A 21,401-nucleotide genomic window follows, 5' to 3' on the forward strand; every position below is an offset into this window, starting at 1 on the left:
GGGTAACTTGTTGGTGGGCGTGCGGTTTTTTCAATTACCCGAATCGTCCTACACGTCGAATGAACGTTCAGCGTCTGGCGTATCAATGCGCAATCACTGTGCAGCTGTTTGTGGAGATGAAATGGATCCTAAACTGAGTGCTTTTCTGGAGCGCGCTGAAGCCGTTCTGGCTCGCCTTGAGCCTTTGTTGCCAGCGACTCGCCAGGCGATTGAATGGGATAGCTGCCTGGCTGCACGCTGGCAGCGTGATGGCCGTACGGGGTATTTACTGCCGTTGGACGTCAGCCTGGAAATGCGCCTGACTGACTTGATCGGCGTCGACAAGCAACTCGATCAACTGGGGCGCAACACCAAACAGTTTCTTGAAGGTTTACCGGCTAACCACGCCTTGCTGTGGGGCTCGCGCGGGACCGGCAAGTCTTCACTGATTCGCGCCTTGCTCGCTGAATATGCGGGCGCAGGGTTGCGGCTGATTGAAATCGAGCGTGATCATCTGGCGGACCTGCCGCGAGTGGTCGAGCAGTTACAAGGGTTGGCGCAGCGTTTTGTGCTGTTTTGCGATGACTTGTCCTTTGAGTCGGGCGAGAGCGATTACCGGGTGCTAAAGAGCGTGCTTGATGGCTCGCTGGAACAGGCACCGGACAACGTTCTGCTGTACGCCACGTCGAACCGTCGGCACCTGGTGCCCGAAAAAGAGAGCGACAACGAAAACTGGAAGAACGTTGACGGTGAACTTCACCCCAATGAAGCCGTGGAAGACAAGATTGCCCTGTCTGACCGTTTCGGGCTCTGGCTGTCGTTTTATCCGTTTACTCAAGAACATTACCTGAGCGTGGTTGAACACTGGATTACCGTGCTGGCCGGCAAGGCCGGGCTGCAGTGGCAACGCGATCAGGCGCTGGATATTTTGGCCGTGCGCTGGGCAACCGGGCGCGGCAATCGTAATGGCCGCTGTGCTTATCAGTTCGCGCGCTACTGGGTTGGTTTGAAATTGTTGGAGCAGACGAATGATTGATTTAAACGCCACCGGCGAGGGCCTGGACGGCTACGCACTACTGAAGGCTCAACTGGAGTCTTTGCTGGCCGATGAGCGGGACTTTATTGCCAACGCTTCACAGTTTTCCGCGTTTTTGTTTAACCAGCTTGAAGACTTGAACTGGGCCGGGTTTTACCTCAATCGCAACGAAGAACTCGTGCTCGGGCCGTTCCAGGGGCAGATTGCCTGCGTCCGTATTCCGTTTGGCCGTGGTGTGTGTGGCACCGCAGCGGCCACCCAGCTGACCCAGCGCGTTGAAGATGTGCACGCATTCGCCGGGCACATCGCATGTGACAGCGCTTCGAACAGCGAATTGGTCGTGCCGTTGATCAAGGACGGCCGCCTGATCGGGGTGCTGGACCTGGACAGCCCGAGCATTGGCCGCTTCACCGAGCAGGATCAACAGGGCATTGAAGCGCTGGCGGCTATTTTCTTGCGTTTGAGCGACTGCTGATCAACGCAACATCCGTCAACTGACGCCCGCCTTGAGCAGCAGTTCGTCGACATTGACCGGGTCGATTTGCTGCGGCTCAAGGTAGCGGCGGGCGTACTGCATAAACACTTGCTCGCGCATAAAGAGCTCAAACAAGGGCGGATCTATGTGCCCGTCCAGGCACATGCCCGCCATGATCTTCAATGCCTCACTCAAGGTTTTGCCCCGCTTGTAAGGCCGGTCCGAGGCTGTCAGGGCCTCGAAAATATCCGCAATCGCCATCATCCGCGCCGCTAGGCTCATCTCGTCCCGGTTCAAGCGTTTTGGGTAACCCTTGCCATCCATCCGTTCATGGTGCCCACCGGCAATTTCGGCAATGTCGCCCAGATAGCTGGGGAAGGGCAGACGGCTGAGCATGAGGATGGTTTGCACAATGTGATTGTTGATGATGTAGCGCTCTTCAGCGGTCAGCGTGCCCCGGGTGATGCTCAGGTTGTAAAGCTCGCCGCGATTGAACTTGTGCTGCGGCACCTCCAGCTTGAACCCCCATGGGTTATCGCTGGCAATCAGTTCTGATTCATTGCGCGCAAACACATGCTCAGGCTTGTCAGCCAGCAGCCTTTCAGTCACCGGCAAGCTCTGCTCTTCGCGGGTCGCCTGGCGCTTGTTTTCTTCCCATGACACGCCCAGCCGGTCATCCAGAGTGCGGGTCCAGGTTTGCCGGGCAATGCTGTCTAAACGCTGCAAATCGGCCTCGGCCATGGCTTCACCGCCAACATTGCTGCGGGCGACAAAAGCAAAATCATCATCCAGCTCGGCCAGACGGGCGTCACGCTGTTGCGCCAAAGACGGTTCGTCACCGCCGCTGGCCAGTGCTTGCCAGTAGTTGATCCACGCATCGCGCTTGAGCACCTCAAATCGGGTACGAATTTCGTGTATGCGGTCGTACAGGGTTTCAAGTTTGGTGGCTTTGTCGACCACGTATTCGGGGGTCGTGACTTTGCCGCAATCGTGGAGCCAGGCGGCAATGTGCAGGGCTTCCCACTCCTCTTCGGTGGGGTTGTAGTGGGCAAACTGCGGGCTTTGGTCCTGTTCAGCGGCCTTGGCCAACATAAAGGTCAGTTCCGGAACCCGCTGGCAATGGCCGCCGGTGTACGGGCTCTTGGCATCGATGGCCCCGGCCACCAATTGAATAAAGGCATTGAGCAACTGTTTTTGGCGCTCTTGCAGGCGCTGGCTCTCAATCGATACCGCCGCTGCCCCGGACACCGCTTTGATAAAGGCAATGCGTTCTGCGCTGAGCGGTTCCTGTTCGGCATGGGGGTCGCTGTTGTTGAGGATCAAGGCCAGCACCCCCACGGTTTCGCGGTGACGGTTATGCAGCCGAATCCCGATCACATGGATGTTTTGGCTGTCGAGTTCGCGCATCACCGGTGCCAGTTCGCCCGCGTGTTCGAGGTCCAGGGTGCACACCACGCTGTCCTGGCCTTGGCTCAGGGTTCGCAACCATTGCGGGGCTTGATCGCTTTGCGGGTTGATCACGCCATGGGCCAGGGTGGCGAGATCGTACGGTTGGTCATTGATGATCAGGCCTTTAAGTTCCAGGTCGGCACTGTCGTTTTCAGTCAGGTAGATCAAGCCTGCCTGAGCCTGGCCAATCTTGATCATTTCAACCATCACCGATTGCAGCAACGGCTCAAAACGGGTGTGCGCCGAGAGGCTGGCAGTGATCTCAAAGAAACTGGCGAGGGTTTCTTTCATGCGCCGCATCGACACGGCCAGTTGATGGATCTCCAGTACGGGGGACTGCTGCTGCAGCGGGTAATTGAAATCGAAGCTGCGAATCGCGTTGGCTTCCTGCACCAGACCTTTCAGCGGTTTGACCAACAAGCGCGAAGTCATCCAGCCCAATGGCAAGCACAGCAGCAACATTGCCAACGCCACCAGCGTGCCTTGCCAGCGCAGCCGATAAGCGTCGGCCAGCAACTCGTCCTCCGGCACCATGAGCGCCAATTGCAACCCGTTGGAGCCGCCATCCTGCACCTTGGCCAACGACACGATCCATTGGCGCTGGCCGTCATCAAGGTGGTGATTGGCGTCTGCGCCCTGGTTGATCAAGCGCTCCAGGGCCGGATTGAGGGACGTGACCTTGGCCAATTGCGTGGGGCTTTCTTCGCTTAACAGCTTGGCGGTGTCCGGGTACGCCACCGCCTGACCGCTCTCATCGAACAGGACGATTTGCGTGCTGGGGGTGATCAAGTGTTTGGCGAGGGTACTGGACAACTCAGACAGCGTCAGGTCGGCGGCGATCACCGTCTTGGCCGAGCTGCGTTTGGACAGGGTGGTCCCGATTTCGCCGGTGGAGAAAAACAAGTACGGGCTGGTGGTGGATTGATCAATGCTGGCATGGCTTGGGATATACCAACTGCGCTTGCGCGGGTCGTAGCTGTCATTAATGGCGGTGCGCTGTGCCAGCAACGTCAACGACTCGTCATAAAAAAGCTTGGTTGATTCGGTACCCAAGGGTTTGCCCGAACGTTGCACGGACCACACCTCATAGGCGGCTTGGGCGGGGGCTTTTTGCCGATTTTTGATCACCTCTGTGCGCAAAGGGCGGACCTGGAAAAAATTGCCCTGATTGTCGCCCATATACAGCGCTGACAATGCCGGGTTGTCATCCAGTGCCTGGACGAAGGTGGGGAGCAGCTCCATCCGTGCATCGAATTGATCGGTCTGCACCGCCGGGTTGCGCGCCAGCAAGTTCAAAGTGTTGCGCAGCGGCTGATAGGTATTCAGCAGATCCAGCTGCACATCCTGCTCAATCTGGTCGAACAGCTTCTGGCTACTATCGAGGATGATGCGGGTGTTTTGCAGGTAATTGAAAACACCCAGTGCGACGCCCATCAGGAGCAGCAGTAAGGTGAACACCACGCTGATATGAATATGCAGCGGAAACTGCCGCTGATGGGCGGGCACGGTAAAAGGCATGACATGTCTCCGCAGGCAGCAGGGTGCTGATGCCTGTAAGCATAGTAAGCCGTGGCCAATCTGCCTGCGGATTGGCCGTTTTGTGCAAATAAACAGTCAGGTGGCAGCGTCACGCTGGGCAAGCTCGCGCAGCAATGTCTGCTCGAGCGTCCTCATGGCGTGTTGTACGCCCAGACTGCAGTCTTGGAGAGTGGCCTGGCTGGCGTGTTCGAGACGTTCACACTGGTTGATCAGTTGCACGGCCCCGACGATACGCGCTGCGCCTTTGATCCTGTGTGCAATGGCGGCAAAGGGTTCCTGGCCGTCTTCAACATTCAGTTTGCTCAGGGTATTGAGGTCCTGTTGGTTGGTGCGCAACAGCTCTTCGAGCAGCAGCTTGATCCGCTTGTCATCCTGGCCGGACAGTGCGTAGAGATTTTCAATGTTGAAGACATCCTTTGCGCACGTCAGCGGCTCAAGGGCGGTTAATCGCTGGCTCAGCAAGGTCAAACTGATGGGTTTGAACAGGCAGTCATTCATGCCCGCTTCAAGGCAGCGCTGGCGCTCTTCGGGTTGAGCGTTGGCGGTAAAGCCCAGGATGGTGCAAGGCGCGTGCTGTGCGGCGTGTTCGTGACGGCGAATAGCACGTGTCAGGTCGTAGCCGTTCATGACGGGCATGTTGCAGTCGGCTATCACCAGGTCGAAAGCGCCGCCTGTCCACAGCTCAAGCCCGGCTGCGCCATTGTGCGCCGTGGTGAACTGATGCCCCAGGTAACTCAATTGCTGGCACATCAGCAAGCGATTGGCCGGATGGTCATCCACCACCAGCACATTCAATTGCCGAACGGCGGGTGCAATGGCCGGTTCTTGCGCCGCGGCTTCGGCGCACGGTTCGAGGGTCTTGACGTTGAGCTTGATGTGGATCTGCGTACCGATGTCGGGTTGGCTGTTCAAGTTCAGAGTTCCGCCCATCATCTGGCACAGGCTGCGGCAAATAACCAGGCCCAGCCCGGCACCGCTGAGCGCCAGTTGCCCGCAGTTTTCTGCTTGGGCAAAGGGTTCAAACAAGCGGGCCTGATCGAAGGTGCTGATGCCAATCCCGGTGTCGCTGACGTTCAACAGCAGCTCCACCTCGTCGGCAACGCCGGTCGCCAGCATCTTCAGTTCGAGCGTGACCTGGCCGCGCTCGGTGAACTTGATCGCATTACTGACCAGGTTGGTCATGATTTGCTTGAATCGCAGGGGGTCGAGCAGCACATCGGGGGCGTTGTCTTCGGGGGTAAAGATCAGCACCAAGCTGAGGTTTTTTTGCCGGGCCAAGCCATCAAACACCCGTACCACCGAGTTGGCCAGCTCACGTAGGTTCACCCGCTCCGTGCTCAGGTTGAGCCGCCCGGACTCAATGCGGGCGATGTCGAGGATGTCGCCGATCAACTCCAGCAAGTCTTTGGCCGAGTTGTAGGCGACCTCAATGGAGGGGCGTTCCAGATAGCCCTGATCGGCGCGCTTCAACGTGAGTTCAAGCATGCCGATGACGGCGTTCATCGGTGTGCGGATTTCATGGCTCATGGTTGCCAGAAAGGTGCTTTTGGCGCGGTTGGCGTCATCTGCCTGTTCTTTGGCGGCGCGCAGTTCATCCATCAATTGGCGTCGGTCGCTGATATCGATCCAGCCACCGATAATGCCCTGAACTTCGCCCAATGAGTCCCTATACGGCAGGATCCAGTGGTAAATGGTTTGCGTCTTGCCACCGATATGCAGCGGTCGGTCAACGATCATCGGCGTGCCTTCGCGCATCACGCGCTGGTAATCCGCCTCATAGTCATGGGCTTCATGCTGATTGTTGAGCAGGCTTTGGGTCTGCATCACGTTTTTGCCGATCACGTCTTCGCGACGGGCCGAGAAGGCCTGCAAATAGCTGTCGTTGCAGGTTTGCAGAATGCCGGCGCGGTCACGCACATAAATGGGGTGCGGGGTGCCATTGACCAGCGCACTCATGAATTCAAACTGGTCGCTGAGCGCGCGCTCGGCTTTTTTGCGCTGATTGATCTGGCGGCGCATGTACGCGTTCCAGACCAATGACAACAGCAGCAGGAGGCTGGTACCAATAATGATCTGGTAAATCAGGCGATGGTAATTGCGCCAGTAGCTGTCGGATGCCGGCACATAGCCGCGCCAGCGGCTGTTGATCACGCCCAGCTCGTCGGGGCCAATGCTTAGCAGGGCTTTATTGAGTATGGAGCCGAGTTCGGTGGCATCCCGGGCTGTGGCGAGGGAGAACATGGCCGGTTGAGTGCCCAGGGTTGTGCTGATCTGCAAGCGGTCCTGGAACAGTTGCGAGGCGAGCAGGTAGTTGGCAATGACCAGCGTATTGACGGCGCCATCAGCTTTACCTTCGGCCAGTAATTCAGTGGCCTGGTAGATGTCATCGGTCTCGACCAGGGTGATCTGCGGGTACTCGGCAACCAGGTAGTCGGTCAACGGGTTGCCGTGGGTCAACGCCAGACGCTTGCCGGCCAGTTGATCGAGGCTGGCGGGTTGTTCCGCGCCTTTGCGGCTGAGCAACACAAATGAGTTTTCAAGATAGGGACGGCTGAAGGCCAGTGCGCTTTCTCGCGAAGCGGAGGGGCTGATGGCCGAAATGATGTCGGTGTCGTGTTGCTGAACCATGCGCATCATGGTGCTGAGGCTGCGCTCGCGCTGGATTTCAAAGCGCAACCCGGTGCGCAGGCGAATCACTTCCAGGAGATCTGCGGTAATGCCGCGGAAATTGCCGTCGGCATCAAAAAAAGTCAGGGGTGCCAAGGTTTCATTGACCGCCACTTTGACCACCGGGTGCTTGACTAGCCAGCGCTCTTCGCGCTCGGTGAGTTGCAGTTTTTGATCGGTAAGCAGCAGGTCGCTGCCGGCGTTCCAGCGTTTGGCAATGCTTTCGCGTTCACTGTTGGGCACGGCCAGCAGGGTGGCGTTGATAATGTCGAGTAATTGCGGGTTGTCGCGGCGTACGGCAAAGCTGAAGCCGTGGGCTTCATGCTTGCCAAAATTGGCCATTTTGATGTTCTTCAAATAGCCCTTGTTGATCATGTAATGGGTGGAGATCGTGTCACCCAGAAAGACGTCGGCCTGATCGAACGCCACCGAGTTAATGGCATTTTGCGTAGAAGGGTAAGACTGGATGATGGCGTTGGGGTAAAGCGCCTTGACCTCATCCAGTGGCAAATAGTGGTAAACCATGCTCAGCCGCAGGCCCGCCAGGCCGTCAGAGAGAGAGCGGGTCTCTCCCTCACGGGTGACCAGTACCGGCTGGTCGATGGCATAGGGGGCTGACAGCAGCAGGTTTTGATTGGCCGCTTCAAAACCATTCGACGTGCCCAGCACGTCGATGCTGCCGTCTTCCAGTGCCTTGATGGCGGCATCGCGAGACGTGAAGCGTTTGACCTTGATTGATACATTCAGTGCTTTAGCGAGGATGCCTGCGTAATCAGCGGTCAGGCCTTCGAAATCCTGACCGCTGACGGTCATGTCAAACGGTGGGTAATCGGGGGCGGAGGCCCCCAACTGTAATTCACGTTTCTCGTGTAGCCAGTAACGCTGTTGTTTATCCAGCGGGACTTCCATGTGATAGGTGCCCGAGCGGCTGAGCAGGGGAAAGCTTTCGGGTTTGGGTAACTCGGCAAACACGGGTGCGCACAGGAGTAGTCCTGCGAGCAGATAAAGGTAATACGTTAACCGCATGGGCATCCTGTTTCTCACACTAGGGCGTTGCGTTTAGCCAGTTCGATGAGGTCGACCAATGAATTGGCTTTAAGTTTTTGCATGAGCCGTTTTTTATAAGTGCTCACGGTTTTATTGCTAAGAAACATGCCAGTGGCGATTTCCTTGTTTGTTTTGCCTTGAGCGAAGAGCTTGAGAACCATCAGCTCCCGGTCGTTGACTAATTTGAACAGCTCAAGCTCCGAAGAGTTGTGCCCTTCAATATTTTCAGGAGTCAATGCTTGGCTGGGAAAGTAATTGTAGCCAGAGAATACAGCCTTAATTGCACTGACAAGTTCACTGAGTTCTTCTTGTTTACACACATATCCCGCTGCCCCCGACTGCATGCAGCGCATGGCAAACAAGGCCGGTGACTGGGCCGTCAAGACAAGGGTTTTGAGGGTTGAGTTCATGGCGTTAAAGCGCGCCAGTACTTCCAGTCCGTCGAGTTTTGGGATGCTGATATCGAGAATGATCAGGTCAGGGACACATTCGCGAATCATTTGCATAGCATCTACGCCATTGTCGGTTTCACCGACTATTTCATAACCTTCATGTTCTAACAACATACGAATGGCCAAGCGGATTACTGGATGATCGTCGACAATAAAAATCGTGTTCATATTGAATTCCCATAAAGAGCTGCATAGAAAGCGCGCACCTTAGCTCAGATATATGGATGTAGACACGAAGCGATCAGCCTACAAACGTAGTATGGGAATATTCCTACATTAAATAAGGCGTGAACTCACGAATTGTTTGGGGGGTGACGGCGGTTTAATATCGTGCTGAATCGTTTGATGGCTGTTTTGTCGCTAGTGTGTTTATAGAATCTTATTAAGATTAGGATTATTCCTACATATGCTTCTGTTTTTGTATGGTGAATTTTTTGCTCGGATTTAAATGCTCAATAACGTCATTTTTTATGGGTATTGAACTACCGGATGTTTAAAAATAAAAAAGGTTACAACTTATGTGTTTATCACCTTGTGGTCGTTCCTTCAGCAACGACCACAAGGTAATGCCCTCCTCAGACAGGGCTGGAACGGCCGGTCATCTCCTTGGCCATTTCCGTGGCATAGCTGTCAGTCATGCCGGCAATAAAGTCGATGATGCGCATAAACGAGCGATGCAAGGACCAGCTTGGGTCCGGGGCATTGTGACCGAGCAAGTCGAGGATGCGGCGGTTTTTGAACGATAAGGTTTTATGCCCGTGTTGTTCCAGTGCCGCCCCACAAAAAGCGTTTAACAAGATTTCCAGCGTGGTGTAAGCGCCGATTTCATGCAGGGTTTTGCGCTTGTCCTGGAAGATCTTTTTACGCGCCATGTTCTTGGCGTCCAGCACGCAGCGCTTGGCCGTGCCGTGCATGTGCTCTACCAGATCGCCGGGCAGCGTACCCGCGAGCAAGGCGTCCTGCTGTTCGACAAAGGCGCGGGCGGCGGCGTTGGTCAGGTGCTCAATGGCCTTGCCGCGCAAAATGGCCAACTTGCGGCGTTCAGAGTCTTGCGGGCCGAGCTGGCGATAGGTCTCGGGCAAATCATCGCCCACCAGATTCAATAGCAGGGACTCGACCTCGGCGTATTGGAGCAGGTCCATCTCCAGGCCGTCTTCAAGGTCAATCAAGGCGTAGCAGATGTCGTCAGCGGCCTCCATCAGGTACACCAGCGGATGGCGCGCCCAGCGTTGCTCTTCGATTTGCGGCAGGCCCAACTTGTGGGCAATCCCTTCGAGCAAATGCAGCTCGCTTTGATAGCAACCGAACTTGTGCTTTTTGTACCCCAGAGAGTCGGCATGCCGGGCGGTCCACGGGTACTTGAGGAACGTACCGAGGGTGGCATGGGTTAGCCGTGTGCCACCGTCGAACTGATGGTATTCAAGCTGTGTCAGCACCCTGAACCCCTGGGCGTTGCCTTCAAAGTTCAAGAAGTCATTGCGCTCGGCCTCACTCATGTCGTCCAGCCAGCCCTTGGCCGCAGCCTGCTGGAACCAATGGCGGATGGCATCTTCACCAGAGTGGCCGAAGGGCGGGTTGCCGATGTCGTGAGCCAGGCAGGCCGATTGCACCACCATGCCCAGGTCGGCGGGGTCGCACCATTCGGGCAGGGCGCTGCGAATGGTTTCGCCCACGCGCATGCCCAGCGAGCGGCCGACGCAACTGACCTCCAGCGAATGGGTAAGGCGGGTGTGAATGTGGTCGTTGCTGCTGACCGGGTGCACTTGGGTTTTGCGCCCAAGCCTGCGAAAGGCGCCGGAAAAAATAATCCGGTCGTGATCCTTGTGAAAGGGACTGCGCCCGAGCTCTTCGGCGCTGTAATGAGGTTTTCCGAGACGTTCGCGGTTAAGCAGGGTTTGCCAATCCAAGGCGCAGCGCTCCATCAAATGACTGATGCCGCAGCTTCTCGCTTCAGGCGGGTTGGTGCAAGGCTTGGCGCTTAAGTTATGCCGCGAGCAGGCTCGCGATCTTTTGATCATGAACACCAAAAGATCGCGAGCTGTGCGTCAGGGCTTGCGCGAAGAACCCTGAATCACCAGTTTGATCAGCGGCAACAGCCCGGTGGTCAGCCCGATTAAACGAGACACGCCACCGGAGCCTTTGCTTTTAGTGCCTTTGCCGGTCAAAAAGCCCAGCAGAGTCACTACAGCCACACCCCACAGCGGGGCGTGCTTGATCCCCAGGTGTTCTTTCCAGTTACTGGTGACACCGCGCATTTTATTCAACGGTTCCAGCAATTGTTGCGACTCATGACGAATCTCTTGGCGGTGCATTTCCATGCGCAGGCGAATCAGCATTTTGCGCATGTCACGACGCGAAGCGTTTTGCGGCATTTCAGGCAGGCTCATGGCAACAAACGCTCCCGGTCTTTGGCCAGCTCTTCGAGCGTGGCGTTGAAAGGAGAGGACTCATCGAACACGGCCGCTTTAAGGCGCAAACCACAGAACGCCGCTGCCAGGGTATAAAAGACGCAGAGTCCGATAATGCCGGGCAGTCGATAACTGTCCCAAAGCACGATCAGCACCAGCGCCGACAGGCCGAGCAGCAATAACAACCCGAACACCAGTGCCAGCCCGGCGAACAGCAACAGGCTGACAGTCCGTGCCTTCTGTTCTTGCAGCTCAATGCCCAGCAACTCGACGTGGCTGTGCAGCAGACCCAGAAACGCGGCACCCAGGCGCCGCGGTGAGGAACGAGGGGAGCCGGATTCTTCGTTTGTCATATCAGCGCCGGGTGGCCAGCAGGCCAATCAAAAAGCCGACCCCGGCAGCAATGCCGACCGATTGCCACGGGTTGCTCTGCACATAGTCTTCGGCAGCGGTCACCGCAGCTTCACCGCGTTCGTGCAAGGATTCTTTGGTGTCCTCCAGCGATGCACGCGCCTTGTCCAGGCTCAGCTTGATCTTGTCGCGCAGTTCATCGGCCTGATCACCGGCCAGCGCAGCGCTGTGTTCCAGCAGGCGTTCTGCGTCGTTGACCAGAGTCTGGAGATCGGCTTTGAGGATTTCTTGAGCATTCTTTGCTGTTATGCGGGCCATGATTAACTCCGTGTGTGGCTTCTTGATGGTTCGAGTGTAGGCATTCGCTGAAGGTTCACTACTTTTCTTCACAACAGATCAATGCGCTGACCTGCTGGTGCCCTGGAACACTCAGACTAGACGGCTTAACCCCGAGCGGAAGCAAACCTTACCTTAAATCATTCGTCGTCGCGGGGAAAACCCGGCGTGTCCAGTGGCTCGCTGCTCTCAAAACAACCCTCCAGCAAGTGATAGCGGTTATGCCGCACTTCATCGACGCGGTGGCGTACGGTTCTTTCAGGCAGCCCCAGCAATATCAGGGCGTGTGAGGCCAGCATCAAGCTGGACTCGAGCAATTCGGGCACCACTTCAGTGGCACCGGCGGCCTTGAGCTCGGTAAGCCGGCTGTCGTCGCGGGTTCTGACCAGAATCGGCACTGCAATGGTGATGAGACGGGCCTCTTTCAGCACGCTCATGGCGATTTCGGTATTGTCCACGGCAATCACCAGCAAGCGGGCACGATCAAGGCCCACCGCCCGCAACAAATCGCCACGGCGGGCGTCGCCGTAATGCACAGTGCTTTCGGTTTTGTTGGCCTTCTGGATCTGGTCCGGGTCGTAGTCCAGGGCGATAAAGTCCTGATTTTCACGGTGCAGGAAGCGCCCGATGGACTGGCCGACCCGGCCAAAGCCGCAGATCACCACATGCCCCTGCAGCTCGGCACTTTGCTCGGTGATTTTTTCCAGCTCGGCTTCTTCGTTCGAGGTGTGGTGCAAGCTGGCGGCGATGCGAGGGGCGGCGCGCAGTAACAGCGGGGTGAGCAACATGGAGCAGAACGTAGCGGCCAACAAGTAAGGGGCGTATTGCGACGGGATCAGCGCATTGAGCTGCATTTGTGCCATCAGCGCGAAACAGAACTCACCGCCTTGGGCCAATGCCAGGCCGCTGCGCCAGGCTGTCTCGCCGTCGCTGCCGCGCAGCTTGACCAGCGTCGCCACAACTGCGCCTTTGATGAGCATCAGCGCCAAGGTGAGGCCGACAATCAAAAAGCCGTGGTGCAGGAACAATTGTAGGTCGATGAGCATGCCGATGCTGACGAAAAATAGCCCCAGCAGAATGTCGCGAAAAGGCCGGATGTCGGCCTCGATCTGATGCCGGTAATGGCTTTCACCCAGCAACATGCCCGCCAGGAACGCGCCGAGCGCCGGGGACAACCCCAGCAGGTGTGTCAACCAGGCCGTGACCAGCACGATCACCAGGGCCAGCAACACAAACAATTCGGCAGAACGTGAGGCCGCCACTTCATGAAACAGGCGCGGCAGTACGAAGCGGCTGGTGATCAGCAGGCCTACAAACAGGATGATGGTCTTGCCCAAGGTGATCGGCAACGCCCAATACCAAGCTTGATCGCTGCTACCGGCAAACACCGGTACCAGCGTCAGCAGCAATACGGCCACCACATCCTGGAACAGCAACACGCCAATCGCGTTCTGGCCGTGGGGGCTGAAAATTTCTCCCAGGCTGGTCAGCTCTTTGCTGACGATGGCCGTGGAAGACAGGGCCAGGCCTGCGCCCAGCAAAAAGGCGCTGCTGGCTGACATGCCAAAGGCCAGCAGCAAGCCGCCCAGGACCACGGCGGTGCAGATGACTTGCAGGCTGCCGAGACCAAAGACCACGCGGCGCAGCTTGAGCATTTTGGGCAGTGAGAACTCCAGCCCCAGCGAGAACAGCAAAAACACCACCCCCAACTCGGCGAGGTCCGGCAGGTCCGGGCTGTTATTGACCCAGTTCAGCGCCGTTGGGCCGATGAACAGGCCGACGCACAAATAACCCAGCACCGGCGGCAGTTTCAGGCGTCGAAACAGGGCAATGACCACCAGTGACGAGGCGAGGATGATTAACAAATTGGCAAACACTAAGCGCTTCCTTCACTCATTTTTCTAGCTGAGCACTCTGTATGGGCCACAAGAGCACGCCAGTACGTAGCGTAGTCGTAAGCAGCGGTGTAAAGCGATTGCTCTGATCAGCTTTGCTGCACAAGCGCTGCCGACAGGCGGGTCGACGTGGCCGTACAAGGCTCCTAAACTGAATGCCCACCCCACGCAGGTTAATGATCATGCTTCCCGAATGTCAGTTGCTCGGCACCTTGGGTTGTCATCTGTGCGAATTGGCTGAAGACGTCGTGATGCCGTTGGTGCTGGATAACGGCTTGCTGGTTGAACTGGTTGATATTGCCGACAGTGAAGAAATGGTTGAGGTCTACGGCTTGCGCATCCCCGTGTTGCGTCGGATCGACACTGGCGCTGAACTGGACTGGCCGTTTGACACAGAGCAGGTCGCCCACTTTCTGCTGTAGCTTGTGGCGCACTGTGCGCGATAATCGCGGGCTGCTTTTCTTGCCCAGAGTTTTTTATGTCGACCCAGCTTTTCAACGCCGCCGAGCATCAAGCCAGCACCTTGTACTTGCCACCGGGTCATTGGCAGACGGTACTCGACTGTTTGTGCGAGCACTTTCGAGCCATCAGCCGTGAGCAATGGCTGGATAGAATCGCCCGTGGCCGGGTCCTGGACGCCTACGGCGTGCCGATCAGCCCGCAGTTGGCGTACAAAGAAGGCCTGCGTATTCATTATTTTCGCGAAGTGCCTAACGAAACGCCGATTCCGGTGCAAGAAACCATTTTGTATGCCGACGAGCATTTGGTGGTGGCAGACAAGCCGCACTTTCTGCCTGTGACCCCGGCAGGCGAGTACGTCGAGCAAACCTTGCTGCGCCGTTTGATCCGCACGCTGGACAACCCCAATCTGGTGCCGTTGCACCGGATCGACCGGCACACGGCGGGGTTGGTGTTGTTCTCTGCGAACCCGGTCAGTCGTTCGGCGTATCAGTCGTTATTCCCTACACGCAACATTGAAAAACGCTACGAAGCCATTGCCCGGGCCTTGCCAGATCTGGAATTGCCGCGCGTGCACAAAAGCCGTCTGGTCGAGGGCGTGCCGTTCTTCCGCATGCAAGAAGGGCCGGGCGCCAGTAATACCGAAACCCGTGTCGAAGTGTGTGAGAAAAACGGCGATCTGTGGCGTTATGCGCTGTACCCGGTCACTGGCAAAAAACACCAGTTGCGCGTGCACATGGCAGCGCTGGGGGCAGGGATCTGCAACGATCCGTTTTATCCCGAGGTCATCAAGGACGCTGTGGATGACTACGCCAAGCCCCTGAAGCTGCTGGCGCAGAGCTTGCGTTTTGCCGACCCGCTGACCGGCGAAGAGCGTTTTTTCGAGAGCCGTATCCACCTCGACTGGTAATTGAGCGTCGCGAAAATCAGACAAAACCGGGCAGTCAGATTAGGGCTCAAGGGTCTTAATGAGGGCCGAAAAACTAGCCAAAGTCGCTGAAAATGCCAGGATTGTCGGACAAAAACAAACATGAAAAACTCTTCATAAACTGCCTCCTCGAAGATTGGTAGCTTCCTCAGCGCTGTCCACTCATTCGAGTTCTAATAATGAATAAAAAAATGCTCAAAAGCGCTTTGGCGCTCTCTGTTGCTGTTGCCTCGACTCAACTGCTCGCCGGTGGTTTTGCCCTCAACGAACAAAGTGTCAGCGGGATGGGAACCGGTTTTGCCGGGCGCTCCTCTTCTGCCGACGATGCCAGCACCGTGTATGGCAACCCCGCCGGGATGTCCCGCCTCAAGCAAAACGAAGTCAGCGTTGGCGCCACCTACCTTGATGCAAAATCCACCATCAAGGACGCCAGCTCTACGCAGTTTGGCGCTGATAACCCGGGCACCAACAAAGGCGACATGGTACCCGGCATTGGCGTGCCGTTCGGCTACCTGGTCACCCCGATTGACGAGCATTGGGCCTTTGGTCTGGGGGTTTATGCCCCGTTCGGCCTGGTGACTGACTATGAGAGCAGCTTCCAGGGCAACGGCTTCGGCAGCAAAAGCAAAGTGCAAGTCATCACTACCCAGCCGACGGTCAGCTATGCCTTTAACGACAAAGTCTCGGTAGGTTTCGGTCCGACGTTCAACCGTCTCACCGGCGAGCTGGACTCCAAAGTGCCGGCGTTTGGCCTGGGCAATGAAACCGTCAAGATCAAGGGCGACGACAACGCCATCGGTTTTAACGCCGGGCTGTTGGTGCAGGCGCTGGACAGCACCCGCTTCGGTGTGACGTATCACTCGCAAGTGGTTTACCACCTGAGCGGCCACACTAACGCCTCCGGCCTGCTCTCTGATCTGGTGGACGGCGGGCCGCAGCGATACGGCGCCAAGCTGAACATCACCACGCCGTCGTCGGTAGACTTCTCGGTTACTCATCAACTCAACGATGACTGGACCCTTTATGCGGGCAGTACCTACACCCGCTGGAGCCAGTTGAAGAAAATCACCGTCAACAACTCCGGCGTGTCCGACGGAAGCAGCGAGCTGGCCTCCATCACCGAGGTGCAGAACTGGCATGACACGTGGTCGCATGCCATCGGTGCGGCGTATCGGGTCAATAAGCAGTTGGTGTTGCGCACGGGTTTAACGCTGGACCAGACCCCCACCAACAATACTGACCGCTCGGTACGAATTCCTACGGGAGACCGGACTGTATTCAGCGTGGGTGCCGGTTGGACACCCGTGGATAACCTTACCTTCGACGTTGCCTATTCCTACCTCAAGGAACAACCGATCAAGGTTCATGACAGCCAGCCCGCGCTGGGCCTGACCTACGACGCCAAGTATGAAAACAGCGCCAATGGCTTTGGTGGCTCGGTGACGTATCGCTTCTGATCGCGCAGTCACAGCAACAGCCAGGTTTTTAAAGATGCGTCAAAAAAACAAAACCCGCACTTGGCGGGTTTTGTTTTTCAGCGCATAAACCCGAAGGCTTACAGTTCTTTAACGGTACGAACCTGGTCTTTGTTGATGCGGGTTTCTTTACCGTCCAATTGTTTGAACTGGTAAAAGCCCGACGACGAGTCGTACTTAGGGGCGTCGACTGTCTGGATTTCACGGCCATCGTTGAGTGTGATCACGCTTGGCGAGGAGCAACCAGCAAGGGCGGCCAGGCCTGCAGTGAGCATAAGAGCGGCCAGAGTCCGATGAGTCATGTCTATCTCCAACAAATAGGGGTGCTGTTATTAATCACTGTCCTTGAGACGTATACATCGCTCTCAAGTTCCGTGGTTAGCCACAAGAACAGCGCGTTAGCTTATATCAGTAAGTCAGCAGTGTTGAAGTTGCTTAACCGTGAATCATTTTCGGGGCATTGTACGGGCTGTGCATTGAGCTGGAGCATGATTTTTCGCGGGCTGCGTTCGCCCGTGTGCCAGGCCGCTTCGAATGCCGGTGCCAGTGCCGTCGGGATCACACAAAACAACGGCTCCCAGTGTTCGCCCTGACGCACCATGTGCGGTGTGTCTGGCGCATGGGCGGCGGCCGCAAGCAGGGTGCTGAGCAGCTCACCATTGACCCTGGGCACATCGCACGGCAGCACCAGCAGGTGTGAATGCCGAGCCGCCGCCAGGCCCGCCCGAATACCCGCCAGCGGCCCGTCAAAGTCATCATTGCCATCGCTCACCAACTGGTCGGCATAGGCGGCGTAGTGGTCGTTGTTGCGATTGCAGGAAATGATCAAGTCATCGGTCAGCGCACGCGCCGCCTGCTGCACATAAGCAATCAGCGGCTGCCCGCGCCACAAAACCAGGCCTTTGTCCTGGCCACCCATACGCTGGCCACGGCCTCCGGCCAGAAGCAAAATCGAACTCTGAAACGGCTGCATGAATGGGCTACGCTCCGTCTGGCGAATAAGGGCGTGATATAACACCCACCTGTTTTTCCTACAACCGGACCCCGTCTATGAAAGCCAAAGTTGATGCGCCTTTCGTTCCTTTGAACATTGCGGTGTTAACCGTCAGCGATACCCGGACCCTCGAAACCGACACCTCCGGGCAAGTCTTTGTCGATCGTTTGAGCGAGGCCGGGCACCATTTGGCGGCGCGGGTATTGCTCAAGGACGACCTGTATAAAATTCGCGCCCAGGTGGCGACCTGGATTGCCGATGATGAAGTGCAAGTGGTGTTGATCACCGGCGGCACCGGCTTTACTGCGCGTGATAGCACGCCAGAGGCGGTGAGTTGCCTGCTGGACAAGCAGGTCGATGGTTTTGGCGAATTGTTCCGCCAGATATCCGTGGCCGATATCGGTACTTCGACCGTGCAATCACGCGCATTGGCCGGTTTGGCCAATGGCACGCTGGTGTGCTGCCTGCCGGGTTCGACCAATGCGGTGCGTACCGGTTGGGACGGCATTTTGGCCGAGCAACTGGATGCCCGTCACCGCCCTTGCAACTTTGTCGCGCACTTAAAGCAGGCACCGGCCTGTGAAACTCGTGGGTAAGCCGGGGCGTACGGGCGAGTTGATGCCCGTTGAAGTCGCGCTGGCGCAATTGCTGGCGCTGGCCGAGGCGGCGCCGATCCGTGACAGCGAGTCAGTGCTGTTGGCCGACAGTGACGGGCGGGTGCTGGCCGATGACTTGGTGGCAAGCCTTGATTTGCCGCCGTGGCCCAACAGTGCCATGGACGGTTACGCGCTCAACCTGGCTGACTGGTCGGGCGAACCGCTGCCTGTCAGCCAGCGGATTTTTGCCGGGCAAGCGCCTGAGCCGTTGACCCCGGGCACCTGCGCACGGATCTTCACCGGCGCGCCGGTTCCACAGGGCGCCGATTGCGTCGAAATGCAGGAAAACGCTCAGGTCCAGGCCGATGAACGGGTGTTGTTCACTGAGGCGCTGACCGTGGGACAGAACATTCGTCCTCAAGGGCAGGAAACCACCGTGGGCGAAACCGTGCTGACGGCAGGTACCCGGCTGGGGCCGATCGAGCAGGGCTTGGCGGCGTCTCTGGGCTGCGCCACGCTCAAGGTAATCCGCCGGGTCAAAGTGGCCGTGCTGTCGACCGGTGACGAACTGATCGAGCCGGGCCAGCCGTTGGGGCCGGGGCAGATCTACAACAGCAACCGCGTGGTGCTGTGCAGTTGGTTGAAGCGCATGGGGTGTGAGGTGGTCGACGCCGGGATCTTGCCCGACGACCTGCCTGCCACCCGGCAGCGTTTGGCGGAGCTGGGCGCGGTTGACCTGATCTTGTCCACGGGCGGTGTCTCGGTGGGCGAGGCGGACTTTCTCGGGATAGCCCTGCGTGAAGAAGGCGAACTGGCCCTGTGGAAACTGGCGATCAAACCCGGAAAGCCCCTGACCTTTGGGCATTTTCGCGGTGTGCCGGTGATTGGCTTGCCGGGTAACCCGGCCTCGACCCTGGTGACCTTTGCATTGCTGGCGCGACCTTACCTGTTGCGCCGTCAAGGCGTGCAAGCCGTTGCGCCGTTGAAGTTTCAAGTGCCAGCCGGTTTTGTCTGGGCCAAACCGGGCAATCGTCGCGAATACCTGCGTGGCCGGCTGGATCAAGGTCGGGCGATCATTTACAAAAACCAGAGCTCAGGCGTTTTGCGCAGCGCCGCCTGGGCCGATGGGCTGGTGGAAGTGCTTGAAGGCAGCACACTGGCCGAAGGCGACGGGGTCGGCTTTATCCCGCTAAGCGAAGTGCTGGGCTAACCCCCTAACCCGTAGGAGCGAGCTTGCTCGCGATCTTTTGATCTTGATCTAAGAGCCCCCTCACCCTAGCCCTCTCCGAAGGAGAGGGAACCGATTGGGGGATGCTGAAGATACTCGGAGGCCTGTTTGCTGCGCGACAGCGCGGCGTCGAAGACGTGGTGGCCCCTTTTATCAAACATAAAATAACTGATTGATCCTAAAGGCTCTGTAGGAGCGAGCTTGCCTCGCGATCTGTTGATCTTGATCTGGCTTTTGATCTTGATCTAAGAGGCCCCGTTAAACCACGCTGGCCGAACGCAGGTGTTGCGCAGCGGGTAACCCGGCAGGACGCCGGGTTAGCCGCGACACGGCCAGGGATGGCCGATCGCGGCGTGCCCACCCAGCTTGGCCTGTGGTGAGGGCATGCCGAGCCTAAGCGAGGCACCGAGGGGTTGGGGCAAAAAGCGTTTGGCCACTTTGCGCTTTTCAAAGTGGCACGGCGTAAGGCCGGAACCCTAAGTGGCCGTTGCCGCAGCAATGGATATGTACCCAAGAATCCCGAAGTGGATGGTTTTACGGCTGCACGCAGCCGATCGCAGCCTTCGTACCTCGTCAGCGACTACAGTGGCCTGTTTTACGCGCCTCAGCGCGGCGTCAAAGATCGGGCGGCAGCTCCGCGTTTACGGCGTTTCTGTGCGCCCATACACGTCAGTGAAGCGCACGATGTCGTCTTCCTCTACGTAATCCCCGCATTGCACTTCGATCATCACCAACTCAACGTCGGTTGGATTCACCAGGCGGTGTGCGCGGCCGGCTTTGATGTATGTAGATTCATTGCTGCCCAGCACAAACTGCTGGTCGCCATTGGTCACCTGTGCGGTGCCGCTGACGACGATCCAGTGTTCGCTGCGGTGGCGGTGCATCTGCAATGACAAGGCGCCTTGCGGTTTGACCACGATGCGTTTGAGTTTGAATCCGGGGCCTTCCTCCAGCACGGTGTAGCTGCCCCAAGGCCGTGTCACGCTGCGGTGCAGGCGATACGTATCGTGGCCTTGTTGTTTGAGCGCCTGAGCGATGTATTTAACGTCCTGGCTGCGGGCCGCATCGGCCACCAGCAGCGCATCGGCGGTGTCGATGATGATCAAATCCTTGAGGCCCACCCCGCCGACCAAACGCGTAGGCGAGTCGATGTAACAACCTTGTACATCGTGCAGCACGGTTTGCCCGGTGCACTGGTTGCCATCGGCATCGGCGGGGCTCAATTCACGTACTGCCTGCCAACTGCCAATGTCACTCCAGCCGAGTTGGCAGGGCACAACGGCGACTTTTTTCGAGTGCTCCATCAGCGCATAGTCGATGGAAATATCGGCCGCCTGGGCGAAGGTCTGGCTGTCGAGCTCGCGCTGACATTGCTGCGGGCCTGCAAATACCGGGCTGTGCTCAAGGCACAGGCTTACTGCCTGAAGGATCTGCGGGGCATGTTGCGCAAGCTCTTGCAGCAGACTGTCGACGCGCAAGCAGAACATTCCGCTGTTCCACAGGTGCTGGCCGCCCTCCAGGTACTGCTGGGCGGTGGCCGCATCCGGTTTTTCGACAAAGCGCGCCACGGCGCACCCGTCGCCTTTTTCGATGTAGCCAAACCCCGTCTCGGCCCTGGTCGGCTGAATGCCGAACGTCACCAGCCAACCTTGATCGGCCAACTGCCGGGCACTGTCGACGGCCTGCTGGAAGGCCGCGATGTCGCTGATCAAGTGATCGGCCGGTAGCACCAGCAGATGCGCATCTGCGCCGTAGCGTTGGGCAACGTGCAGCGCGGCAGCGGCGATGGCGGGGGCGGTGTTGCGGCCGAAGGGCTCAAGGATGAAGTCCAGCGCAACGTCGTCCGCCGGGTGCTGGCGATACTCGTCGAGCGTGCGGAAATACACTTCGCGGTTGGTCACGGTCAGCAATTGGTGCATGCCCGGCAGGCCGGTGGCGCGTTGAAAGGTCTTTTGCAGCAGGCTCTGGCCATCGGGCAGGCGCATAAAGGGCTTGGGCATGGCTTCACGCGACACCGGCCACAGTCGGGTGCCCGCGCCACCGGCGATGATGCAGGGAATGAGTGGGCTCATTCAGAACGCCTCCAG

General features: G+C 57.7%; 18 protein-coding genes. 7 read left to right on the forward strand and 11 right to left on the reverse strand.

The window, feature by feature from the left end:
• Window positions 1-121: 121 nt before the first annotated feature.
• Window positions 122-1,015 carry an ATP-binding protein gene (locus tag ACJJU9_RS07005; protein ID WP_407730321.1) on the forward strand — a complete coding sequence of 298 codons (894 nt, stop codon included), beginning with the start codon at window positions 122-124 and terminating at the stop codon, window positions 1,013-1,015.
• Window positions 1,008-1,490, forward strand: a complete 483-nt coding sequence (locus tag ACJJU9_RS07010; RefSeq protein WP_048389337.1) for a GAF domain-containing protein — start codon at window positions 1,008-1,010, stop codon at window positions 1,488-1,490. The genes ACJJU9_RS07005 and ACJJU9_RS07010 overlap by 8 nt, the downstream gene beginning before the upstream one ends.
• 15 nt (window positions 1,491-1,505) lie before the next feature.
• On the opposite strand, the gene ACJJU9_RS07015 is transcribed toward ACJJU9_RS07010, so the two are convergent.
• The 8 genes from ACJJU9_RS07015 to ACJJU9_RS07050 form a co-directional block, all read right to left on the reverse strand.
• On the reverse strand, window positions 1,506-4,457 hold the full coding sequence (locus ACJJU9_RS07015) for an HD domain-containing phosphohydrolase (protein WP_407730322.1): 2,952 nt from the start codon (window positions 4,455-4,457) through the stop codon (window positions 1,506-1,508).
• A 96-nt stretch (window positions 4,458-4,553) separates the two neighbouring features.
• Window positions 4,554-8,177, reverse strand: a complete 3,624-nt coding sequence (locus tag ACJJU9_RS07020; protein ID WP_407730323.1) for a transporter substrate-binding domain-containing protein — start codon at window positions 8,175-8,177, stop codon at window positions 4,554-4,556.
• 8 nt (window positions 8,178-8,185) lie between these two features.
• Entirely contained in the window at window positions 8,186-8,812 is a 627-nt protein-coding gene (locus ACJJU9_RS07025; RefSeq protein WP_048368731.1) for a response regulator transcription factor, read from the reverse strand.
• Window positions 8,813-9,219: 407 nt separating this feature from the next.
• Entirely contained in the window at window positions 9,220-10,551 is a 1,332-nt protein-coding gene (locus ACJJU9_RS07030) for a deoxyguanosinetriphosphate triphosphohydrolase (protein WP_048389334.1), read from the reverse strand.
• A gap of 138 nt (window positions 10,552-10,689) precedes the next feature.
• On the reverse strand, window positions 10,690-11,031 hold the full coding sequence (locus ACJJU9_RS07035) for a hypothetical protein (RefSeq protein WP_153330800.1): 342 nt from the start codon (window positions 11,029-11,031) through the stop codon (window positions 10,690-10,692).
• Entirely contained in the window at window positions 11,028-11,405 is a 378-nt protein-coding gene (locus tag ACJJU9_RS07040) for a phage holin family protein (RefSeq protein WP_048368729.1), read from the reverse strand. The genes ACJJU9_RS07035 and ACJJU9_RS07040 overlap by 4 nt, the downstream gene beginning before the upstream one ends.
• A gap of 1 nt (window position 11,406) precedes the next feature.
• Window positions 11,407-11,721, reverse strand: coding sequence for a YqjD family protein (locus tag ACJJU9_RS07045; RefSeq protein ID WP_048368728.1), 315 nt, complete (start codon window positions 11,719-11,721; stop codon window positions 11,407-11,409).
• A gap of 158 nt (window positions 11,722-11,879) precedes the next feature.
• Window positions 11,880-13,616 (reverse strand): monovalent cation:proton antiporter-2 (CPA2) family protein, encoded by a 1,737-nt coding sequence (locus ACJJU9_RS07050; RefSeq protein WP_048368727.1) that lies wholly within the window; start codon window positions 13,614-13,616, stop codon window positions 11,880-11,882.
• 200 nt (window positions 13,617-13,816) lie between these two features.
• Here ACJJU9_RS07050 and ACJJU9_RS07055 point away from each other — a divergent pair, with 200 nt between their 5' ends.
• The 3 genes from ACJJU9_RS07055 to ACJJU9_RS07065 all read left to right on the forward strand — a co-directional run bounded on the left by ACJJU9_RS07055 (window position 13,817) and on the right by ACJJU9_RS07065 (window position 16,478).
• On the forward strand, window positions 13,817-14,056 hold the full coding sequence (locus tag ACJJU9_RS07055; protein WP_407730324.1) for a glutaredoxin family protein: 240 nt from the start codon (window positions 13,817-13,819) through the stop codon (window positions 14,054-14,056).
• 56 nt (window positions 14,057-14,112) lie between these two features.
• Window positions 14,113-15,003 carry a pseudouridine synthase gene (locus tag ACJJU9_RS07060; RefSeq protein WP_314917966.1) on the forward strand — a complete coding sequence of 297 codons (891 nt, stop codon included), beginning with the start codon at window positions 14,113-14,115 and terminating at the stop codon, window positions 15,001-15,003.
• 197 nt (window positions 15,004-15,200) lie between these two features.
• On the forward strand, window positions 15,201-16,478 hold the full coding sequence (locus ACJJU9_RS07065) for an OmpP1/FadL family transporter (protein ID WP_048368725.1): 1,278 nt from the start codon (window positions 15,201-15,203) through the stop codon (window positions 16,476-16,478).
• A gap of 98 nt (window positions 16,479-16,576) precedes the next feature.
• On the opposite strand, the gene ACJJU9_RS07070 is transcribed toward ACJJU9_RS07065, so the two are convergent.
• Window positions 16,577-16,798, reverse strand: coding sequence for a YgdI/YgdR family lipoprotein (locus ACJJU9_RS07070; RefSeq protein ID WP_048368724.1), 222 nt, complete (start codon window positions 16,796-16,798; stop codon window positions 16,577-16,579).
• A 101-nt stretch (window positions 16,799-16,899) separates the two neighbouring features.
• The gene (mobA, locus tag ACJJU9_RS07075) at window positions 16,900-17,469 is read right to left on the reverse strand and encodes a molybdenum cofactor guanylyltransferase MobA (RefSeq protein ID WP_273224726.1); all 570 of its coding nucleotides are present in this window, start codon (window positions 17,467-17,469) and stop codon (window positions 16,900-16,902) included.
• A gap of 77 nt (window positions 17,470-17,546) precedes the next feature.
• Between mobA and moaB the strand changes: the two genes are divergently transcribed.
• Window positions 17,547-18,086, forward strand: a complete 540-nt coding sequence (moaB, locus tag ACJJU9_RS07080) for a molybdenum cofactor biosynthesis protein B (protein ID WP_048368722.1) — start codon at window positions 17,547-17,549, stop codon at window positions 18,084-18,086.
• Window positions 18,070-19,296 (forward strand): gephyrin-like molybdotransferase Glp, encoded by a 1,227-nt coding sequence (gene glp / locus ACJJU9_RS07085; protein ID WP_407730325.1) that lies wholly within the window; start codon window positions 18,070-18,072, stop codon window positions 19,294-19,296. The genes moaB and glp overlap by 17 nt, the downstream gene beginning before the upstream one ends.
• Window positions 19,297-19,955: 659 nt before the next feature.
• Here the strand turns inward: glp and ACJJU9_RS07090 are convergent.
• Window positions 19,956-21,386, reverse strand: coding sequence for a mannose-1-phosphate guanylyltransferase/mannose-6-phosphate isomerase (locus ACJJU9_RS07090; RefSeq protein WP_407730326.1), 1,431 nt, complete (start codon window positions 21,384-21,386; stop codon window positions 19,956-19,958).
• Window positions 21,387-21,401 lie beyond the last annotated feature (15 nt).

Origin of the sequence: Pseudomonas helleri, assembly GCF_045830615.1 — a bacterium.
GTDB classification, from domain to species: Bacteria; Pseudomonadota; Gammaproteobacteria; order Pseudomonadales; family Pseudomonadaceae; genus Aquipseudomonas; species Aquipseudomonas helleri.